This window comes from Lentibacillus sediminis (genome assembly GCF_002763455.1).
GTDB lineage: Bacteria > Bacillota > Bacilli > Bacillales > Amphibacillaceae > Lentibacillus_D > Lentibacillus_D sediminis_A.
This window is the reverse complement of the sequence record NZ_NIXK01000005.1, coordinates 40930-56041: the sequence shown is the minus strand read 5'-3', so window position 1 is coordinate 56041 and position 15112 is coordinate 40930. Positions and strand designations below refer to the sequence as shown.

Annotated in this window: 15 protein-coding genes; 7 read left to right on the top strand and 8 right to left on the bottom strand. The window is 43.3% G+C overall.

Annotated elements, in window-relative coordinates:
- The first annotated feature begins 94 nt into the window (after window positions 1-94).
- Window positions 95-793, top strand: coding sequence for a FadR/GntR family transcriptional regulator (locus tag CEG13_RS09270; RefSeq protein ID WP_100011601.1), 699 nt, complete (start codon window positions 95-97; stop codon window positions 791-793).
- A 48-nt stretch (window positions 794-841) separates the two neighbouring features.
- A complete protein-coding gene (locus CEG13_RS09265) occupies window positions 842-2125 on the top strand; it encodes an ArgE/DapE family deacylase (RefSeq protein ID WP_100011600.1) in 1284 nt (427 codons plus the stop codon).
- Between the two features lie 67 nt (window positions 2126-2192).
- Here the strand turns inward: CEG13_RS09265 and CEG13_RS09260 are convergent, their stop codons facing one another.
- On the bottom strand, window positions 2193-3173 hold the full coding sequence (locus CEG13_RS09260) for an asparaginase (RefSeq protein ID WP_100011599.1): 981 nt from the start codon (window positions 3171-3173) through the stop codon (window positions 2193-2195).
- Between the two features lie 89 nt (window positions 3174-3262).
- On the bottom strand, window positions 3263-3865 hold the full coding sequence (locus CEG13_RS09255) for a TetR/AcrR family transcriptional regulator (RefSeq protein WP_100011598.1): 603 nt from the start codon (window positions 3863-3865) through the stop codon (window positions 3263-3265).
- Between the two features lie 222 nt (window positions 3866-4087).
- Between CEG13_RS09255 and CEG13_RS09250 the strand changes: the two genes are divergently transcribed.
- Both CEG13_RS09250 and CEG13_RS09245 read left to right on the top strand, forming a co-directional pair.
- On the top strand, window positions 4088-4858 hold the full coding sequence (locus tag CEG13_RS09250; protein ID WP_100011597.1) for an SDR family NAD(P)-dependent oxidoreductase: 771 nt from the start codon (window positions 4088-4090) through the stop codon (window positions 4856-4858).
- A gap of 26 nt (window positions 4859-4884) precedes the next feature.
- Window positions 4885-5616 (top strand): glucose 1-dehydrogenase, encoded by a 732-nt coding sequence (locus CEG13_RS09245; RefSeq protein ID WP_100011596.1) that lies wholly within the window; start codon window positions 4885-4887, stop codon window positions 5614-5616.
- A 147-nt stretch (window positions 5617-5763) separates the two neighbouring features.
- On the opposite strand, the gene CEG13_RS09240 is transcribed toward CEG13_RS09245, so the two are convergent.
- The 5 genes from CEG13_RS09240 to CEG13_RS09220 form a co-directional block, all read right to left on the bottom strand.
- Window positions 5764-6864 (bottom strand): ABC transporter permease, encoded by a 1101-nt coding sequence (locus CEG13_RS09240; RefSeq protein ID WP_100011595.1) that lies wholly within the window; start codon window positions 6862-6864, stop codon window positions 5764-5766.
- Complete coding sequence (locus CEG13_RS09235; RefSeq protein WP_100011594.1) at window positions 6861-8135, bottom strand: ABC transporter permease; 1275 nt, start codon at window positions 8133-8135, stop codon at window positions 6861-6863. The genes CEG13_RS09240 and CEG13_RS09235 overlap by 4 nt, the downstream gene beginning before the upstream one ends.
- Window positions 8136-8147: 12 nt before the next feature.
- Window positions 8148-9080 (bottom strand): ABC transporter ATP-binding protein, encoded by a 933-nt coding sequence (locus tag CEG13_RS09230; RefSeq protein WP_100011593.1) that lies wholly within the window; start codon window positions 9078-9080, stop codon window positions 8148-8150.
- 113 nt (window positions 9081-9193) lie between these two features.
- Window positions 9194-9826 carry a response regulator gene (locus CEG13_RS09225; protein WP_100011592.1) on the bottom strand — a complete coding sequence of 211 codons (633 nt, stop codon included), beginning with the start codon at window positions 9824-9826 and terminating at the stop codon, window positions 9194-9196.
- Window position 9827: 1 nt separating this feature from the next.
- A complete protein-coding gene (locus CEG13_RS09220; protein ID WP_100011591.1) occupies window positions 9828-10958 on the bottom strand; it encodes a sensor histidine kinase in 1131 nt (376 codons plus the stop codon).
- A gap of 209 nt (window positions 10959-11167) precedes the next feature.
- Between CEG13_RS09220 and CEG13_RS09215 the strand changes: the two genes are divergently transcribed.
- From CEG13_RS09215 to CEG13_RS09205, 3 genes are all read left to right on the top strand, one after another.
- The gene (locus CEG13_RS09215; RefSeq protein ID WP_239984610.1) at window positions 11168-12388 is read left to right on the top strand and encodes an Rpn family recombination-promoting nuclease/putative transposase; all 1221 of its coding nucleotides are present in this window, start codon (window positions 11168-11170) and stop codon (window positions 12386-12388) included.
- 91 nt (window positions 12389-12479) lie between these two features.
- Window positions 12480-12923 (top strand): hypothetical protein, encoded by a 444-nt coding sequence (locus CEG13_RS09210; protein ID WP_100011590.1) that lies wholly within the window; start codon window positions 12480-12482, stop codon window positions 12921-12923.
- An 84-nt stretch (window positions 12924-13007) separates the two neighbouring features.
- Window positions 13008-14042, top strand: coding sequence for a S66 family peptidase (locus tag CEG13_RS09205; RefSeq protein ID WP_100011589.1), 1035 nt, complete (start codon window positions 13008-13010; stop codon window positions 14040-14042).
- 47 nt (window positions 14043-14089) lie between these two features.
- On the opposite strand, the gene CEG13_RS09200 is transcribed toward CEG13_RS09205, so the two are convergent.
- Window positions 14090-15004: a Gfo/Idh/MocA family protein gene (locus tag CEG13_RS09200; RefSeq protein WP_239984609.1), complete on the bottom strand. Its 915-nt coding sequence runs from the start codon at window positions 15002-15004 to the stop codon at window positions 14090-14092.
- Window positions 15005-15112: the final 108 nt, after the last annotated feature.

Below are 15112 nucleotides of genomic sequence, written 5' to 3'. Positions count from 1 at the left end.
CCTCTCCAATAGGTGTCAATTGCCTGTTGGAGGGGTATATTTCTCTTCATTGTAGTATCATAGATATATATAAATAGGTAAAGGGGGGAGCTCCATGATTGAACCCGTGAAGCGACTTAATGTCACAGACAGTATCGTCAATCAAATTAAAGAACTGATTTTGCAGGGGAAATTAAAACAAGGCGATAAACTTCCGCCTGAACGTGAGCTCATGAATAAGTTTGATGTCGGGAGGCCCTCACTGAGGGAAGCTTTAAAGGTGTTGGAATCTCAAGGGTTAATTCAGCGTTTGCAGCGAGGTACGATTATCTCCGGCAACCACCATACCTTCTTCAGTGATTCCCTCATGTTTCAGCTCTACTTTTCTGCTTCAGACTGGCAGGATATTTTCGAATCGCGGCGATTTATCGAACGGGAATTGACCACCCTTGCTGCCGAGCGTGCAACGGAGGAGGATATGACAGAAATGAAAGAAGCAATTACTGAAATGAAAGCAGCGATCCATAATCGGAATAACACTGCCTATATCGCAAGTAACATAAGGTTCCATGAAAAAATTGCCCAGTCTTCCAAAAACAAGGTAATGTACAATTTGTTTAAGTCGATTGATAATCTTGTTTCCCAGATGCAGGAACAGACGGTCACCATGCCCGGCGTCATGAATGACTCTCTAAAATTTCATCAAAAAATCCTCAAAGCCATCAGACAGCGAGATGCTGAAAAAGCAGGAAAGCTGATGGTAGAGCATATCCAAAGTGTGTACGGGTTTTTGCAAGGTAAAGACGAGGATTAAGCCCTGGGTCTATCCGCACAAAGATAAAAATTTATGGAGGGATACTAAATGACATTGACTAACAAAAAGATTCCTTTGGAAAAAGAAAGCATGCTCAGTGACGCGATTGATTCCCGAAAAGAGGAGTTATTCGATCTGCTTGCGTCATTGATCCGTTTCCGTACACCCAATCCGCCTGGTGCAAATGAGATAGAAGCGCAAGACTGGGTGGAACAGCAGCTTCGGGAGCTGGATTGTGAGATCGATAGATGGGATGCTCTCCCGGGGCGCCCGAATGTGGTCGGAAAGCTCAAAGGTAAGGGAAATGGACCAACCGTGTCTCTCAACAGCCACATCGACGTCTGCGAAGATAAGCTGCTTGAAGCTTGGAGCAATGATCCCTATGATCCCGTCATCGAGGATGGAAGTATGTATGGCCGCGGCTCTTCTGATATGAAGTCTGCAATGGCATCCTACCTGTTCTCGCTGAAACTGCTCAAGGAGCAAGGCATTCATCTTAACGGTAACGTTGAGGTGCACAGCGTCATCGGCGAGGAAGCTGCTGAGCCTGGTACGCGCAGCACAATTGAGCGTGGTTATGGTGGCGATTTTTCTATTGTTGGTGAATCCTCAAAGGCAGAGAACATTGTTGCTACTATCGGAGTCATGAACGCCAAAATCACCATCGAATCCCCTGAGACGCTCCATCTCCATGCAAGAAAAAGTATCATCAATACCGGTGGTGGAAAAAACGGAGGAAATTGCATCGAAAAGATGTCTCAGCGCATCATTCCAGCGCTCACGGATCTGGAGCGGCAATGGGCTGTCTTTAAGACTCATGACCTTATTCCCCCTGGTGCATGCAATATCAATGTGTTCCGGATCGAGGGTGGCTCTAATTCCTTCATTCTGCCAGATCGCTGTGACGCGTACATTACAGTGACATACCTCCCCAACGAAAAGAAAGCGGATGTTATACGCGAGGTAGAGGAACATATTCAGCGCGCTGCTTCCGTTGACGCTTGGCTGCGTAAAAATCCACCAAAGATCGAGTGGGGCCCTGCAGAGTTTCCGATTGAGTTTGCTCCCAGTGATGTTGATATTGACTCCGAGCCGGTTCGTATCCTGCGTGACTCTATTGAGGCATCGGGACGAGAGCCGATCCTCGGCGGAAGAGGCGGCATAACAGATGCCGGCTGGTACTACACTTCAGGGATCCCGGCTGTAGTCTATGGTCCTGGTGATATCAACCAGGCGCATGCAGTCGATGAGTCAGTTTCTCTGGATGATCTTATCACTCATTGTAAGGCAATTACTCGTTTTCTCATAAACTATTGTGGTGTGGCTGATTAGTAAGAAGCATTGGTGGTGGGGGCGGCCTCACCACCAATAAATTTTTTTAACACTACGGCGGGCCGCCTTAGTGATGAAAGTTTTCTTCCGTAATGTTTTCTGCTTCAGCTGCAAGCATAACTGCTAGTTTAATCCTCGCTTTTTTACTATCATAATCGCCTGCTAGAAGTACATCTAAGTTTTGTAGTGACCAGGCACTGCCTGGGAAGTCATACACTGTTTTAACTTCTCCTTCTTCTGCACTAGTTGTTAGCAGTACATAAACTCCACTTTCTACTGCTTTTTTCACGCTATCTAAAATTGCCGGTGGTGCATGGCCACGGCCTGGTGCTTCAACGATGATTCCTTTTGCCCCGTATTCTCTGGCACAATCGATGAATTTCCCATCAGATCCGAGCGAAGTTTTCACAAGTTCTACAATAGGAAGTGAACTTTTTAATAAATACGTTTCCCTTTTCACAGGTTTTTGATAGATAAATATTGTATCCTGATCCATGATTCCTAAGTAGCCAAATCCAAAAGATGTAAATCCATCTACGTTAGAAGCGTGTTGTTTTTTGATATAACGACCTGAAAAAAGCCGTTCATTGAATAAAACGACAGTACCAAGACCGCGGCATTCTGGGGATGCAGCTAGAAGAATAGATTGGCGCAAGTTTACGAAGGCGTCGGTTCCACTGACTTCCGGCCCTCGCTGAGAACCAGTTACCACAACTGGGCGATCGTCTGAGATAACAAGATCCAAGAAATAAGATGTCTCTTCTAATGTATCTGTACCATGGGTCACTACAACTCCATCAACATCATTACTCTCGAATACTTCTTCAATTTTTTCTTTTAAGGTAATTAGGTGATCAAATGTCATGTGGTTACTTGGAATTTGAAAAACCGAAATAACTTCAACATCTATGTATGATGGAAGTTCACACATTTTCGAGAGTTCTTCCCCTGACATAACTCCTGCCGTCAATAGTCCTGTTTCCGGATTTCTTTTACTAGCGATTGTTCCACCAGTGCTTAGCAAGATGATTCTTTTTTTCTTTTCCATTTTGTCATCTCCTTCATTTATACAATCATTTTTAATCGCAACGCTTTCATTTAATATGAAGCGATCAGTATTGACTGCTGATAGTAAGACTAAATAACTACCCGATAAATATCCCCACCCTGGCTGCTACAAAGAATCTCCACCAACTGATCTGCCATATATCCGGCACTGTATTTAAACCCATCATGCACCCATTCTTTCAACACCCCAAACGTGGCATACGCGCGATAGCACGCCAAAAATTCCCGGTTGATCTTTGCGTTAAAGGATATATTAGAGAAATCCTGCAGGTGTAAACTTTTTAGCGTTTCACTTATCGTGTGCTGGAATTCAGGGTATCGGTTTTTCTTAAATATAAGTGTGTAGAATGTGGAATACTTTGCTACGTGATCAAAGATGGTAACAGTAGAAGCCTTAAGACTTTTAACTGCCAGCCTCTGTTGATCTTGATAGGGAGCGCGAAATGCTTTGGTTAAGTCAGCAGTCACATCCTCCAGAACCTCATCTAATATCTCTTCTTTAGACTGATAGTTTTTGTAAAATGTGCCGCGGTTCAGGTAGGCTTCGTTTACAATATCCGTGATCGTGATATGATCGATATTTTCCTCGAGCAACAGTACCAGCAGCGCTTCTTTTAATGCATTCTTGGATTTGGTAATTCTTCGGTCCACATAATTAACATTATTCAACATATTTTTCCCCCTGTGTTCATTAAATTTCGATCACATACAAAGAAGATAAGAATTGTTCAATAGTAGACAGAATAGTGTAAATTTGTTGATTGAAGGTAATCTGTAAGCCTATTATACTATAAGTAGAGGATCGGTACAGTGTTTATGCGCGTTGTAAACGCTACCACAACTAATGAAATAGAAACAATTGTAAGGGACTAAATTAGAAAAGGATGATGAATCATGGGAAGACTGACAGGAAAAGTAGCAATCATCACAGGCGCAGCGAGCGGAATGGGACTGGGGGGAGCCCAGTTATTTGCAAAAGAAGGTGCAAAGGTTGTCGCAACAGATGTCGTGTTTGATGTCTTAGAAGAAAAAGTGAAGGAGATCAATGCAGATGGCGGAGAGGCCATTGCTCTGGAATTGGATGTATCGAAACCGGAATCATGGCAGGCGGTCGTTAAGGAAACCATAGCGAAATACGGAAAAATAGATGTTTTAGTAAATAATGCCGGGATTCATATTCCTAAGGGCATTTTAGAGGCAGAATTGGAGGACTGGGAAAAAGTCATGTCTATTAATACTACAGGAGTTTGGCTCGGCATGAAGGCAGTCATCCCTCATATGCAGGAAAATGGACAAGGCTCTATTGTCAATACATCTTCCATTGCGGCTATTATCGGCGGTACAGCGGATGCAGGGGGAGCGGCCTACAGTGCATCGAAGGGGGCTGTCCGGTCACTTACAAAGCATGCAGCCCAATGGTTTGGAAAAGATAATATTCGCGTGAATTCCGTCCATCCTGGTGCTGTTTATACAGGAATGGTAGAAAAAGCTGGAATCAAATCACAGGAGGAAATGGGTGCAAATTACGAGAGTCTAGTCCCACTTAAGCCATATGCAGGGGAAGCGACGGACATCGCCCATGCTTATCTGTATCTCGCTTCCGATGATTCGAAGTTTGTGACAGGTGTTGAATTGCCAGTTGATGGTGGCTGGATAAGTAACTAAATCTAAACAAAACAGGAGGCCAAAAAATGGGAAGGTTAGAAGGAAAGGTCACAATTATCACAGGAGCTGCCCGCGGAATGGGTGCTGGTCATGTGCAACGGTTTATTGATGAAGGTGCGAAAGTAGTCTTTACAGATATTCTTGCTGATGAAGGAGAGGCTCTATGTAAGGAACTTGGGGAGAACGCATTATTTGTAAAGCATGATGTGACAAATGCAGATGATTGGAAAGAGGTCGTCAAGCGAACAGAGGAAGCATTTGGTTCGGTGGATATTCTGGTTAATAACGCAGGCATTGATATTCCGGAAACACCTTTGGAAGAGGTCGAAGAAGAAACATACCGTAAAGTAGTCGATGTCAATCAGGTTTCCGTGTTTTTTGGGATGAGAGCTGTCGTTCCTTCTATGAAAAATGCCGGGAGCGGATCGATTGTCAATATTTCCTCATTAGCGGGAATTATCGGTGCTAACATGAAAATTGCCTATACAGCTTCGAAGTTTGCTGTTAGGGGGATGACGAAAGCAGCAGCTCTTGAACTTGGGGAGTTTGGAATCCGCGTCAATTCTGTTCATCCGGGATTTATTCGAACAAAAATGACGGAACACCTAATTAACGATGAATTGGTTAACATGTTCCCACTGAAGAAAGCCGGAGAACCGGAGGAAGTATCCAATCTGGTCTTATACTTGGCTTCTGATGAATCAAGTTACTCCACGGGATCGGAATTTGTCATTGACGGAGGAATGGGGGCACAGTAATCTCTCTGCTTATTTAAACAAAAACCAGCCTGGGTAAACAAACAGGCTGGTTTTATATTTTTCTCAAGAAACAGCGTCTCCCTAAGAACAAAAGAAGGGGGGTGTCGACATCGCTTATTTTCTGGTTTTAAACAAAAATCCAGTGCCTCAACCCCTCCTCCGCTCCATAAGATTAATCCCAATCCCCATTGCCACAACACCAATCAGCAACATAACCATCAGTGACATCATCACATCTTGAAGCCCGGCATCATAAAAAACGACAGACATAATCGCCTCCATGGCATGTGCCATTGGAAACAAATCCGCAATAAACACTAATGCAGAATTCGTTATCGTTCCTGGCATCATATAGGCCCCGCTGATAAGAGGAACAAGCGGGATGACGGATGGATAAATCGCATAAAATTGTTCTGGTGATTTTACAAAACCGGTGATTAACATGGCAATGCTAATCATGCTGAATGTGAAAAATGCAGAAATCAATATAATCAGCCACAGATTATCTCCTATCTCATAATTCATTACATACTTAAACACGATCAGCACGCTCACAAGTTGAAACATGGTGATGAGGAAACTGTAAAAAATATAACCGCTGTACATACCCGTTTTACTTACTGGTGACAGAATCATCCGGTTCCAGACACCGGACACCTTGTCATTCGTTACATTGTTAACCTTGAAACCAAGAAGAAACATGGAAATCAAGAATGTAAAAGCATACAATAACTGTGTACTCATGTTATATTGAGGAACAGCTTCACTATCAAGCCCTCGTGCCTCCAACTGAAAAGGGGCATCCTCCAGATAGTTCTCGATTTCTTGGCGAACATTACTTCCTCCAGAGCTTTCAACCGCATTAATTTGCGCTTCTTGCTGAAACACTATACCAACATGCTGCTGAACATAAGAGACACTGGGGAGTTCTTCACTTGCCGCGATTAATCTGTAATCCATCTGCATTAACTCTACAGCCACCTCAGCATTCCCTTTCCTTACATTCTCACGGGCCTCCTCCGGGTCAACGATGACAAACTGAAGCGAGTCATCTGTATTCAGAAGCGCTTCCCACTTTTTCTCGATCTCCGAGGCATTCTCTTCCTCACTGAAGATGGCAATAACTGACGGTGATTGAACCCCTCCTGCAAATAAAAGAGCAGCGAGAATACATCCGGCAATATATAATAGAATCACAACCGGGTTTCGTTTGTCTTTGGCAAATTGTGCCCATAATACTGCCTTCACGATGCCTTCCCCCTTTTCGGAAACAAGATTAAGCCAATCACGATACATAGTAAAAAGAATCCGATCAGTAACATACTTGGCATGATGATCGACGAAAGCTCCTCAAATTGGATCCATTCTGTCAGCATCACTAAAGCCCGACCGTTTGGCGTCCACTCGCCAATTTGCTGCAGCCAGTCAGGCATTACATAAACAGGGACGAAATTTCCACCGATTACACCAAATAGTATAATAACTAAAAAGAAAATCCCATTTGCTGCGTCAATATTAGTTACTCTCAATGAAATAGCGGTAAAAACGGCTCCTAAACCGGCAATCGACAGGGAAAGTAAGGTAACAATTCCTATCGTGCCAAGCCAGAAGGTTATGGAACGGTCGGGAAATGCATCCAAGACAGCCTGAGAAAACATAAATACGAACATCATCTGGAACCAAGCCAGGAAAAAGGTAGACACCACTTTCCCAATTAAAAATAAAACAGAATGACTATTCGTCAGTAGAATTCGATTGAATACTTGCTGCCTGATTTCCTCTCCTGTCTTCGTTGCAACAGTGGCTGCTATAAATAAGGAAAACAATGCCCCCATCGCAACCGTGAAATATTGGGTTAACGAAAAGCTGTGACTTTCCACTGCTTCTACCTCCTCAAACCCTCCTTCTGGCAGCATCACTTCCGCATCAGGCTCACTACCTGCAGCCTGCAATGCGAATTGAAAATTCATCTGCTCCATAAAACCATTAATGATTTGGAATAAAGCGCTAGTGTTCATTGTTTCATTTTCCATCTTAAAGACAAGAGAAGTTGCTGGTGACTCTCCTGTGAAAGCAGCATAAAGACTGTCAGCAGCAAATCCATTTGGGATAACAAGAATACCGTCCATCTCGCCTGCTTGCGCCTTTTCTATTGTTTCATCTTCCTCAAGCTGATGAACCGTGACGATTTCCGTTACATCCTCACTGTCAAGAAAATCAAATAGCATTTGAACAGGATCTGCATGACTTGCCTGTTCTACCAACGCCGCTGCTTCGGATTCTCCGAGCGAGGCTTCCCTGGTCAATTTCTCCTGCAAATCTGCCATGGCTTCTGTTTCATCATCCTGGTTCACAACAGCTAATTGTAAATCCATGCCCGACTCCTCATCATTGCCAAGCAACCCGGAAAAAGCAAAATTTAACACGACAACGAGAACAATAGGCAGCAAAAGTACCGTCATAAGCTCTTTCCGGTCACGCCAAAAAATAAGCAAATCCTTTTTAATAAAACTCCGCATCACTGCACCTCCCTAATCCCGTAATGTCCGTCCGGTCAGATGAAGAAATACATCTTCCAAACTAGGCGTCTCTGTATGGAAATTAATAATTTGCAACTGATGCTGATCGGCAAGATGAACAAGCTCGCTAATCAAATTACTGCCTTTTTTCGCAATGATTTTCAGTTGCAAATGAGAGGCTTCTGCCTTGCGAACCCCATCAATCGTCTTTACTTGCTGGATAAAGGCTTCGTCCATTTTGCTTAGCTCCGCTTTAACCGTATCCTCCGCCTGTAAAATGCTAAGAAGCTCTGCTTTTGTACCTGCTGCAATCACTTCGCCGTAATCCATAATATATAGACGATCACAGAGCTGTTCCACTTCCTCCATGTAATGACTGGTGTAAAGAATCGTTGTTCCGTCTTTTTCATTTAATGCGCGTACGGTCTCCAGGATATGATTTCTCGATTGCGGGTCAATCCCGACAGTAGGCTCATCTAAAATCAGGATTTGTGGACGATGCAATAAGGCTGCTGCAATATTTACCCTGCGCTTCATGCCGCCGGAAAAGGTTTTTACTAAATCCTTTTGGCGATCTGCTAATCCAACAATCTCCAGGGCACGTTGAATTCTTTTTTCCAGATCATTTCCTTTCATTTTATAAATGGATCCAAAAAATTTAAGGTTTTCATAGGCTGAAAGTTCCTGGTAAAGTGCCAATTCCTGTGGTACGACACCTAATATTTTCCTGATTTTTTCCGGTTTATTGATCGTATTTGCTCCATTTAATTTTATTTCACCGCTGGTCGGCTTAATCAGCGTAGATATCATCGAAATGGTCGTCGATTTCCCTGCACCATTTGGCCCTATTAAACCGACGGATTCGCCATTGTCCAAATACAAGCTGACATCCTGAACGGCCTTTTTCCCTTTAAAAGACTTGCTTACATTTATAGTTTCAAGCATAACGCTGCCTCCTTTTTTGCTCTTCATTAATTGCATCATAATACAAAAAAACCAAAGCCACTACTGACTCTGGTCACTTTATGAACGGATGCTTATTACTTTTGTCACTTTTATTAAACCATCCGATGACGAATTGCATATATCGCTAATTGGGTGCGGTCCCTTAATTGTAATTTATCTAAAATATGACTGGTTTGATTCTTGACCGTACCCACGGACAGGCCTAACCGTTCCGCAGTTTCCTTGTTATTCAGTCCTTCTCCAATACATTTTAAAATGGCTCGTTCCCTTGGCGTTAGCGTCGCATCAATCGATTCTTCCTCCTGGTTGTGAAGTAAAGCAGGCATAACTTTCGCCGCAACCTGATCCTCCAGAGAAAGGCCGCCACTAAGTGCGCTTTTAATGGAACGAATCAGTGATTCCGCATCTCCGTTTTTAAGCATATAACCACTAACACCGAGTTTCAATGCGTCCATCACATATTGATTATCATCAAATGTGGTCAGCATGAGAATTTTTATCTGGGGGAAACGTGAGCGTAAAACTTTCGCAGTTTCAATCCCGTCCATTTCCGGCATGCGAATATCCAATATCGCCACATCAAAAAGCTGTTTTTCGCATAAACGGACCGCTTCCTTGCCATGATCAGCTTCTCCTGTTACTGTAATCTCCTGATCTGATTCAATCATCGCTTTTAAGCCTTGGCGCACCATCACTTGATCTTCTGCCAGCAACACGTTGATCATCCTACCCGCTCCGTTCTTGTAATCGTAAACTGCCTCTTACGAAAAATTGGTTATCGTCGTGGTGGACCTCCAGAGAACCTCCCACTTTTTCCAATCGTTCCCGCATCGCCTTTAACCCATATCCCTCTTGAAAATAAGGATCAGGCGTTGCTCTGTTTATCACTTCGAAGCGGAAAATACTTCCGCCTGGTGCTTCAAACAGAACCTCTGCCTCTCTTGTAGAACTATGCTTCATAATATTGGTCAGGGCCTCTTGCACGGCGCGATATACCGCAAAGGATTCTTCACCCGTTAATGGTGCAGCAAACGCGCCATGCCTTACAGAAAAATTAACTTTCATAAAGCTTTCCAATTCCAATTTGCGAATTAATCGGATGACACCCTGCAATCCGCCCACATCGCTTTGCTTAAAGGATCTTACGGCGGTTCTTGTTTCCTCTAAGCTTTGTTCAGCAAGTCTTTTTAGATTTTTGATTTTTTCCTGTTCCTTTTCCGTTGCAGTTACGCGGAATGCCTCAAATTGCATAATTAGTGCTGTAAGTTTATGACCAACTGAATCATGTATCTCATGGCCAATCAGCATCCGCTCATCCTGCCTTACCTGCTCTTCCTCCGTCACGAGCTGCCTTTTCATCTTTCTGTATTCAGCTAATAAGACATCATTTTTTCTTTGTAAATCTGTCGCCCGTTTATGTATGGTTTGATAATACAGCAGTGCAGTCACTAATAAAAGATAAAAAAGTGCCAGCCAGGCTGATTGTAAATTGGTTAAGGCGGCTCCCATCAAGAGCCAAAGAGCGCCTCCCAGTTGAACCCCAATCACAATGAAACTTTTCAACAAGGAGAGGTGAAAGACAGCTTCGGCCATGATTAATGCATGTAAGATAAGTACATATGGGTTCCATTCATTGCCTGCAGGATAAAAGATGATGACGGTGGCCGTTGCCTGGATACAGAATAATATGCTTTGCATCACCGGCTTCTCTGTAAAAAGAGGCAGGATAAACAAGATGATAAAAAATAGGCAAATCCCCGCCAGTTCCCTTTCGTTTAAACCTGGTGGCAAGTCTATAATAGCTAATGTCCAGACCACACCATGGATAAGAAGCCAAATGAAATAAGTTTTTTTCATAGAGTATGAACTCCTTCAGCAAATCAGTAGTTAAATCGCCTATCCTTATTACAATTATACTATGAGTGATAAATCAGCGCACCTCGGGTTGGATTCATTGTGTAAGTTAATTTCTTGGGTGAACACTTGTTTGATTTAGCAGAACCTGATATACTATTATTAGAACATACACCTCGTTCAGGCCTCATAAACCAAAAGGAAGTGTTGCCATGACACACGCCGACCTGCTCAGCCAAATAACCTCTGAAAACGCCGCAGACACTACTCAAGTAATGGAAAACCGGAATAATTACATTAAAAGAAAACGTCCCAGGGGAGAAAATGAGATATTAAAGGATACTCCGCTGGAAAATTTGATGGACCTGAAAGTAGATTTTGCCTTCAAGCAGCTTTTGGGCAGTGAAAAGAATAAACATATTACGATTGCTTTTCTGAATGCGATTTTGCAAGAAACAGGCAGAGAGCGTATTCAGGATATTTCGTTTAAGGATAAGGACATTAACCGGGAATATGAAGATGATAAACTGTCAAGACTCGATTTGCTTGTTCAAACAGAAGCGGATGGATGGATTAATGTAGAGATTCAGTTCTCAAATAAATATAATATGATTAAACGCTCCCTTTACTATTGGTCGAGAATTTATTCCAATCCACTTGGGAAAGGGATGGGATATAAAGATTTGCGCCCGGTTATTGCAATCAATATTGTTAACTTTGATCTGTTTTCACAAACTGAACGGTTCCATACCACGTACCACCTCTTTGAAGATGAAGAACAATTTAAACTCACGGACGAAATGGAATTCCATTATTTTGAGATGACCAAGGTGATTAAGCATTGGAAAGAGGGGAAACTGGATCCATGGACCAGTCCACTCGCCAAGTGGTTTTTGCTGCTGGCCATGGTGGATCACAGGACCGGAAAAGTCTATGATGAAATCTATAAGGTATTGGAGGAGATTTCTGTGTATGATGATATTTTGCGTGAAACCCTGCAAAACTGGAAAGAGCTGAGCCTGGAACAGGAACAAAGACTTGCTTATGAGGCCCGGCTGAAACAGATTATGGATGAAGAATCATTTAAGCGGGAAAATGAATTAATATTGCAAGAGGCCGCGCAGAAGAGAAAGGAAGCAGATCAGAAGACAAAAGAAGCAGATCAGAAGACAAAAGAAGCAGATCAGAAGAGAAAGGAAGCAGATCAGAAGAGAAAGGAAGCAGCTCAGGATAGAGAGATGGCAGCGCAGGAGAGAAAGAAAGCTGAACAATTGAGGCGCGAAGATGAACAACTGAGACGCGAAAATGAACAAAGAATGAAAACACTTGCCCGTCAATTGCTGGAAAAAGATATGGGAATCGATTTTGTTGCAGATTCCACTGGATTGAGCAAGCATGAGGTTACGGATATCCTACGAGATTTGCAAAACTAGGATATAAAGTTAGTTAGCCTAGGCTTTCATAGCGTTCATTATGGTGAAAGCCTTTGTCTTTATTTTACATATAGAGTTGGAGGGGTTTGCTTTGAACGATGAATATCCGCGCGGGATCTTTCCGCCAAGCCCGGGAAAGCGACAATTGCTGGCTTATGATGGCCGGATCAAACGTATTATGAACGAGCCGGCATTTAAGCAAGTAAATGAATTAACTTTGCAAGAGAGGATAAGGAAAGCAGAACAGATCATGCAGCGGGCAGAAGAAAGAATAAGGCAAGCTGACCAGAGTATAAAACGAGCTGAACATGGGATAGAACAGGCCGAACAAAAGATAAAGCAAGCTGAACAAGCGGTAAAACGAACCGAACAACATATAAGACAAGCTGAAGAAGCGGTAAAACAATCCGCACAGAAAATTAAGCAAACTGCCCGTCGGCTGTTGGAAGCAGGTATGGAACTCGAATTTGTTTCCGATGTCACTGATTTGACAACGGACGAGGTTATGGATATCTTGCAAGATTTGCAGAAATAAGTTATAAAGTTAGTTAACTCAGGCTTTCACAGTATGATTATAGTGGAAGCCTTTATTTTATACATCCAAAAGGAAGGTGCGCACATGCTTCGTAAACCAAATAAACTTCAACCAGGGGATAAAGTAGCAACAGTTAGTCCATCATCCGGCGCGGCTGGGGAGCCGGCGCTCAAATGGCGGTATGAGCAAGGGGTACAGCGGCTTCGGGATGTTTTTAGCCTGGAGGTTGTCGATATGCCTAATAGTTTAAAAGGGGTAGACTACCTCTATGAAAATCCACAGGCGCGTGCGGTGGATCTGATGGAAGCATTTCGGGATGATAGCATAAAGGCGATTATCGCGAACATCGGAGGCAGTGAAAGTATCCGGCTGCTTCCATATATCGATTTTGATGTGATCCGCAACCACCCGAAAATTTTCATGGGCTATTCTGATGTGACGATTCCTCATTTGTTCTGTTATAAGGCCGGGCTTTCATCGTTTTACGGGCCGGCGATCATGACTGATTTTGCCGAGAATGTGGAGATGGATGCCTACACAATCGAAATGGTTAAGCGGACGTTGTTTTCCAATGATTCTATCGGAAATATTCAGCCTGCATCCGAATGGACGAGTGAGCATCTGGAGTGGGGAGATATTGCGAATAAACGCACGCGGCGCACGATGCAGCCGAATCAGGGGTATGAAGTGCTGCAAGGCGCGGGTGTTGTTCAAGGGCGTTTGATCGGCGGCTGCATGGGAGTGCTGGAGTTCGCCAAAGGAACCAGTATTTGGCCAGATGAATCATATTGGGAGGACAGCATTTTATTCTTTGAAACGTCGGAGGAAAAGCCTGCGCCTGAAATGATTACACGCTGGCTGCGCAATTACGCGGCACAGGGGATTTTGCACAAAACAAATGGGATCATTTTTGGCAAACCACAGAATGAAACGTATTATGATGAATACAAAGAAGCGATTCAAACGGTGATGAAAGAATATCAGCTGCAGGATTTGCCGATTTTGTATAATCTGAATTTCGGTCATACGGAGCCAAAGACGATTCTCCCGTATGGCGCCATGGCTGAAGTTAATTGTGATGATCGGACGTTTGCGATCTTGGAAAGTGGAGTGGAATAGAGGGATCCCTACCCCTCTAGTTCCGCTTTAGGAATGGCTCCTTCCGTTTAAACTCCTGAATCAATCTTCTTAACAATTTCTTCACACAGCTGATGAGTCACAAGGGAATCCGCAATTGATTGGTCGGGTTCCAGGTTGTTTTTCACACAGTCTAAAAAATGATCCACGATGGAATAGAAACCGCGTTTGTACAGGGTTGTGTCCCAGGCGTTGAACGTGGAGACATTTTTGTTTTTATCATGATAATGGGTGGTTTCAACCAGACCGTCGACAACATATTTATCGTGGCCGGTGGAATATTCTATGATTTCTTCGTTAACGCCGCCATTTCGGTTCATTACCCCTATAGCGGTGCATGATTCCCCCGTCAGCTGTATGACGAGATGGTTAAGTTTGTCTCCATCTCTTTTGTACGATACATTGGCAAGTGTAGCTTCTGTATCCATTAAAAATCTTAGTGTGTCCACGACATGGATAAAATCCTCCGCAACAGAGAGCCTAATCGGATCCTGCACGGCAAATCGGTTTTTTTGCATGAACAGCAGGTCTGGTTTGCCGTGGTCTTTTAGTTCGCTGACTCTGGGGGCAAATCTTCTGTTAAACCCTACCATTGCCAAGTTCCCGGTTTCTTTTGCAAGCTCGGCAATGCTCTGTGATTCATGGAAGTCCAAAGATATCGGCTTATCGATATAAATAGGAATGTCGTTCTTCAGCAATTTCTGTGCCAGTTCAGCATGTGCATCTGTTGCGGCACTTATAAAAACTGCATCCACTTTTTTTTCAATTAATTCGTCTGCGGTCTGAACCTTTTCTTTCAAACGGTACTTATGTGCCAGTCGGTTGAGCATGTCCGTGTTTCGTGTGCAAATTACGAGTTCGATATCTTCCCTCTGTGAAAGAACAGGCAAGTAAGCTTTCTCGGCAATGTCGCCTAAACCAATGACCCCAATTCTCACTGTCATCCCCTCCATAATCCGTTCTTTCTAAATGGTAACATGCTTGAATGAAATCCCATAGTATAAGGTTTTTCCAAACAAAAAACCCACGCTATTGCAGCGTGGGTCCCTTTC

Excerpts from the sequence above, each read along its gene's own strand:
- CEG13_RS09265 (WP_100011600.1), top strand. The coding sequence starts at position 842 with ATGACATTGACTAACAAAAAGATTCCTTTGGAAAAAGAAAGCATGCTC.
- CEG13_RS09230 (WP_100011593.1), bottom strand. The coding sequence starts at position 9,080 with ATGCTTGAAACTATAAATGTAAGCAAGTCTTTTAAAGGGAAAAAGGCC.
- CEG13_RS09220 (WP_100011591.1), bottom strand. The coding sequence starts at position 10,958 with ATGAAAAAAACTTATTTCATTTGGCTTCTTATCCATGGTGTGGTCTGG.
- CEG13_RS09205 (WP_100011589.1), top strand. The coding sequence starts at position 13,008 with ATGCTTCGTAAACCAAATAAACTTCAACCAGGGGATAAAGTAGCAACA.
- CEG13_RS09245 (WP_100011596.1), top strand. The coding sequence starts at position 4,885 with ATGGGAAGGTTAGAAGGAAAGGTCACAATTATCACAGGAGCTGCCCGC.
- CEG13_RS09200 (WP_239984609.1), bottom strand. The coding sequence starts at position 15,004 with ATGACAGTGAGAATTGGGGTCATTGGTTTAGGCGACATTGCCGAGAAA.
- CEG13_RS09235 (WP_100011594.1), bottom strand. The coding sequence starts at position 8,135 with ATGCGGAGTTTTATTAAAAAGGATTTGCTTATTTTTTGGCGTGACCGG.
- CEG13_RS09225 (WP_100011592.1), bottom strand. The coding sequence starts at position 9,826 with ATGATCAACGTGTTGCTGGCAGAAGATCAAGTGATGGTGCGCCAAGGC.
- CEG13_RS09215 (WP_239984610.1), top strand. The coding sequence starts at position 11,168 with ATGACACACGCCGACCTGCTCAGCCAAATAACCTCTGAAAACGCCGCA.
- CEG13_RS09270 (WP_100011601.1), top strand. The coding sequence starts at position 95 with ATGATTGAACCCGTGAAGCGACTTAATGTCACAGACAGTATCGTCAAT.
- CEG13_RS09255 (WP_100011598.1), bottom strand. The coding sequence starts at position 3,865 with ATGTTGAATAATGTTAATTATGTGGACCGAAGAATTACCAAATCCAAG.
- CEG13_RS09260 (WP_100011599.1), bottom strand. The coding sequence starts at position 3,173 with ATGGAAAAGAAAAAAAGAATCATCTTGCTAAGCACTGGTGGAACAATC.
- CEG13_RS09250 (WP_100011597.1), top strand. The coding sequence starts at position 4,088 with ATGGGAAGACTGACAGGAAAAGTAGCAATCATCACAGGCGCAGCGAGC.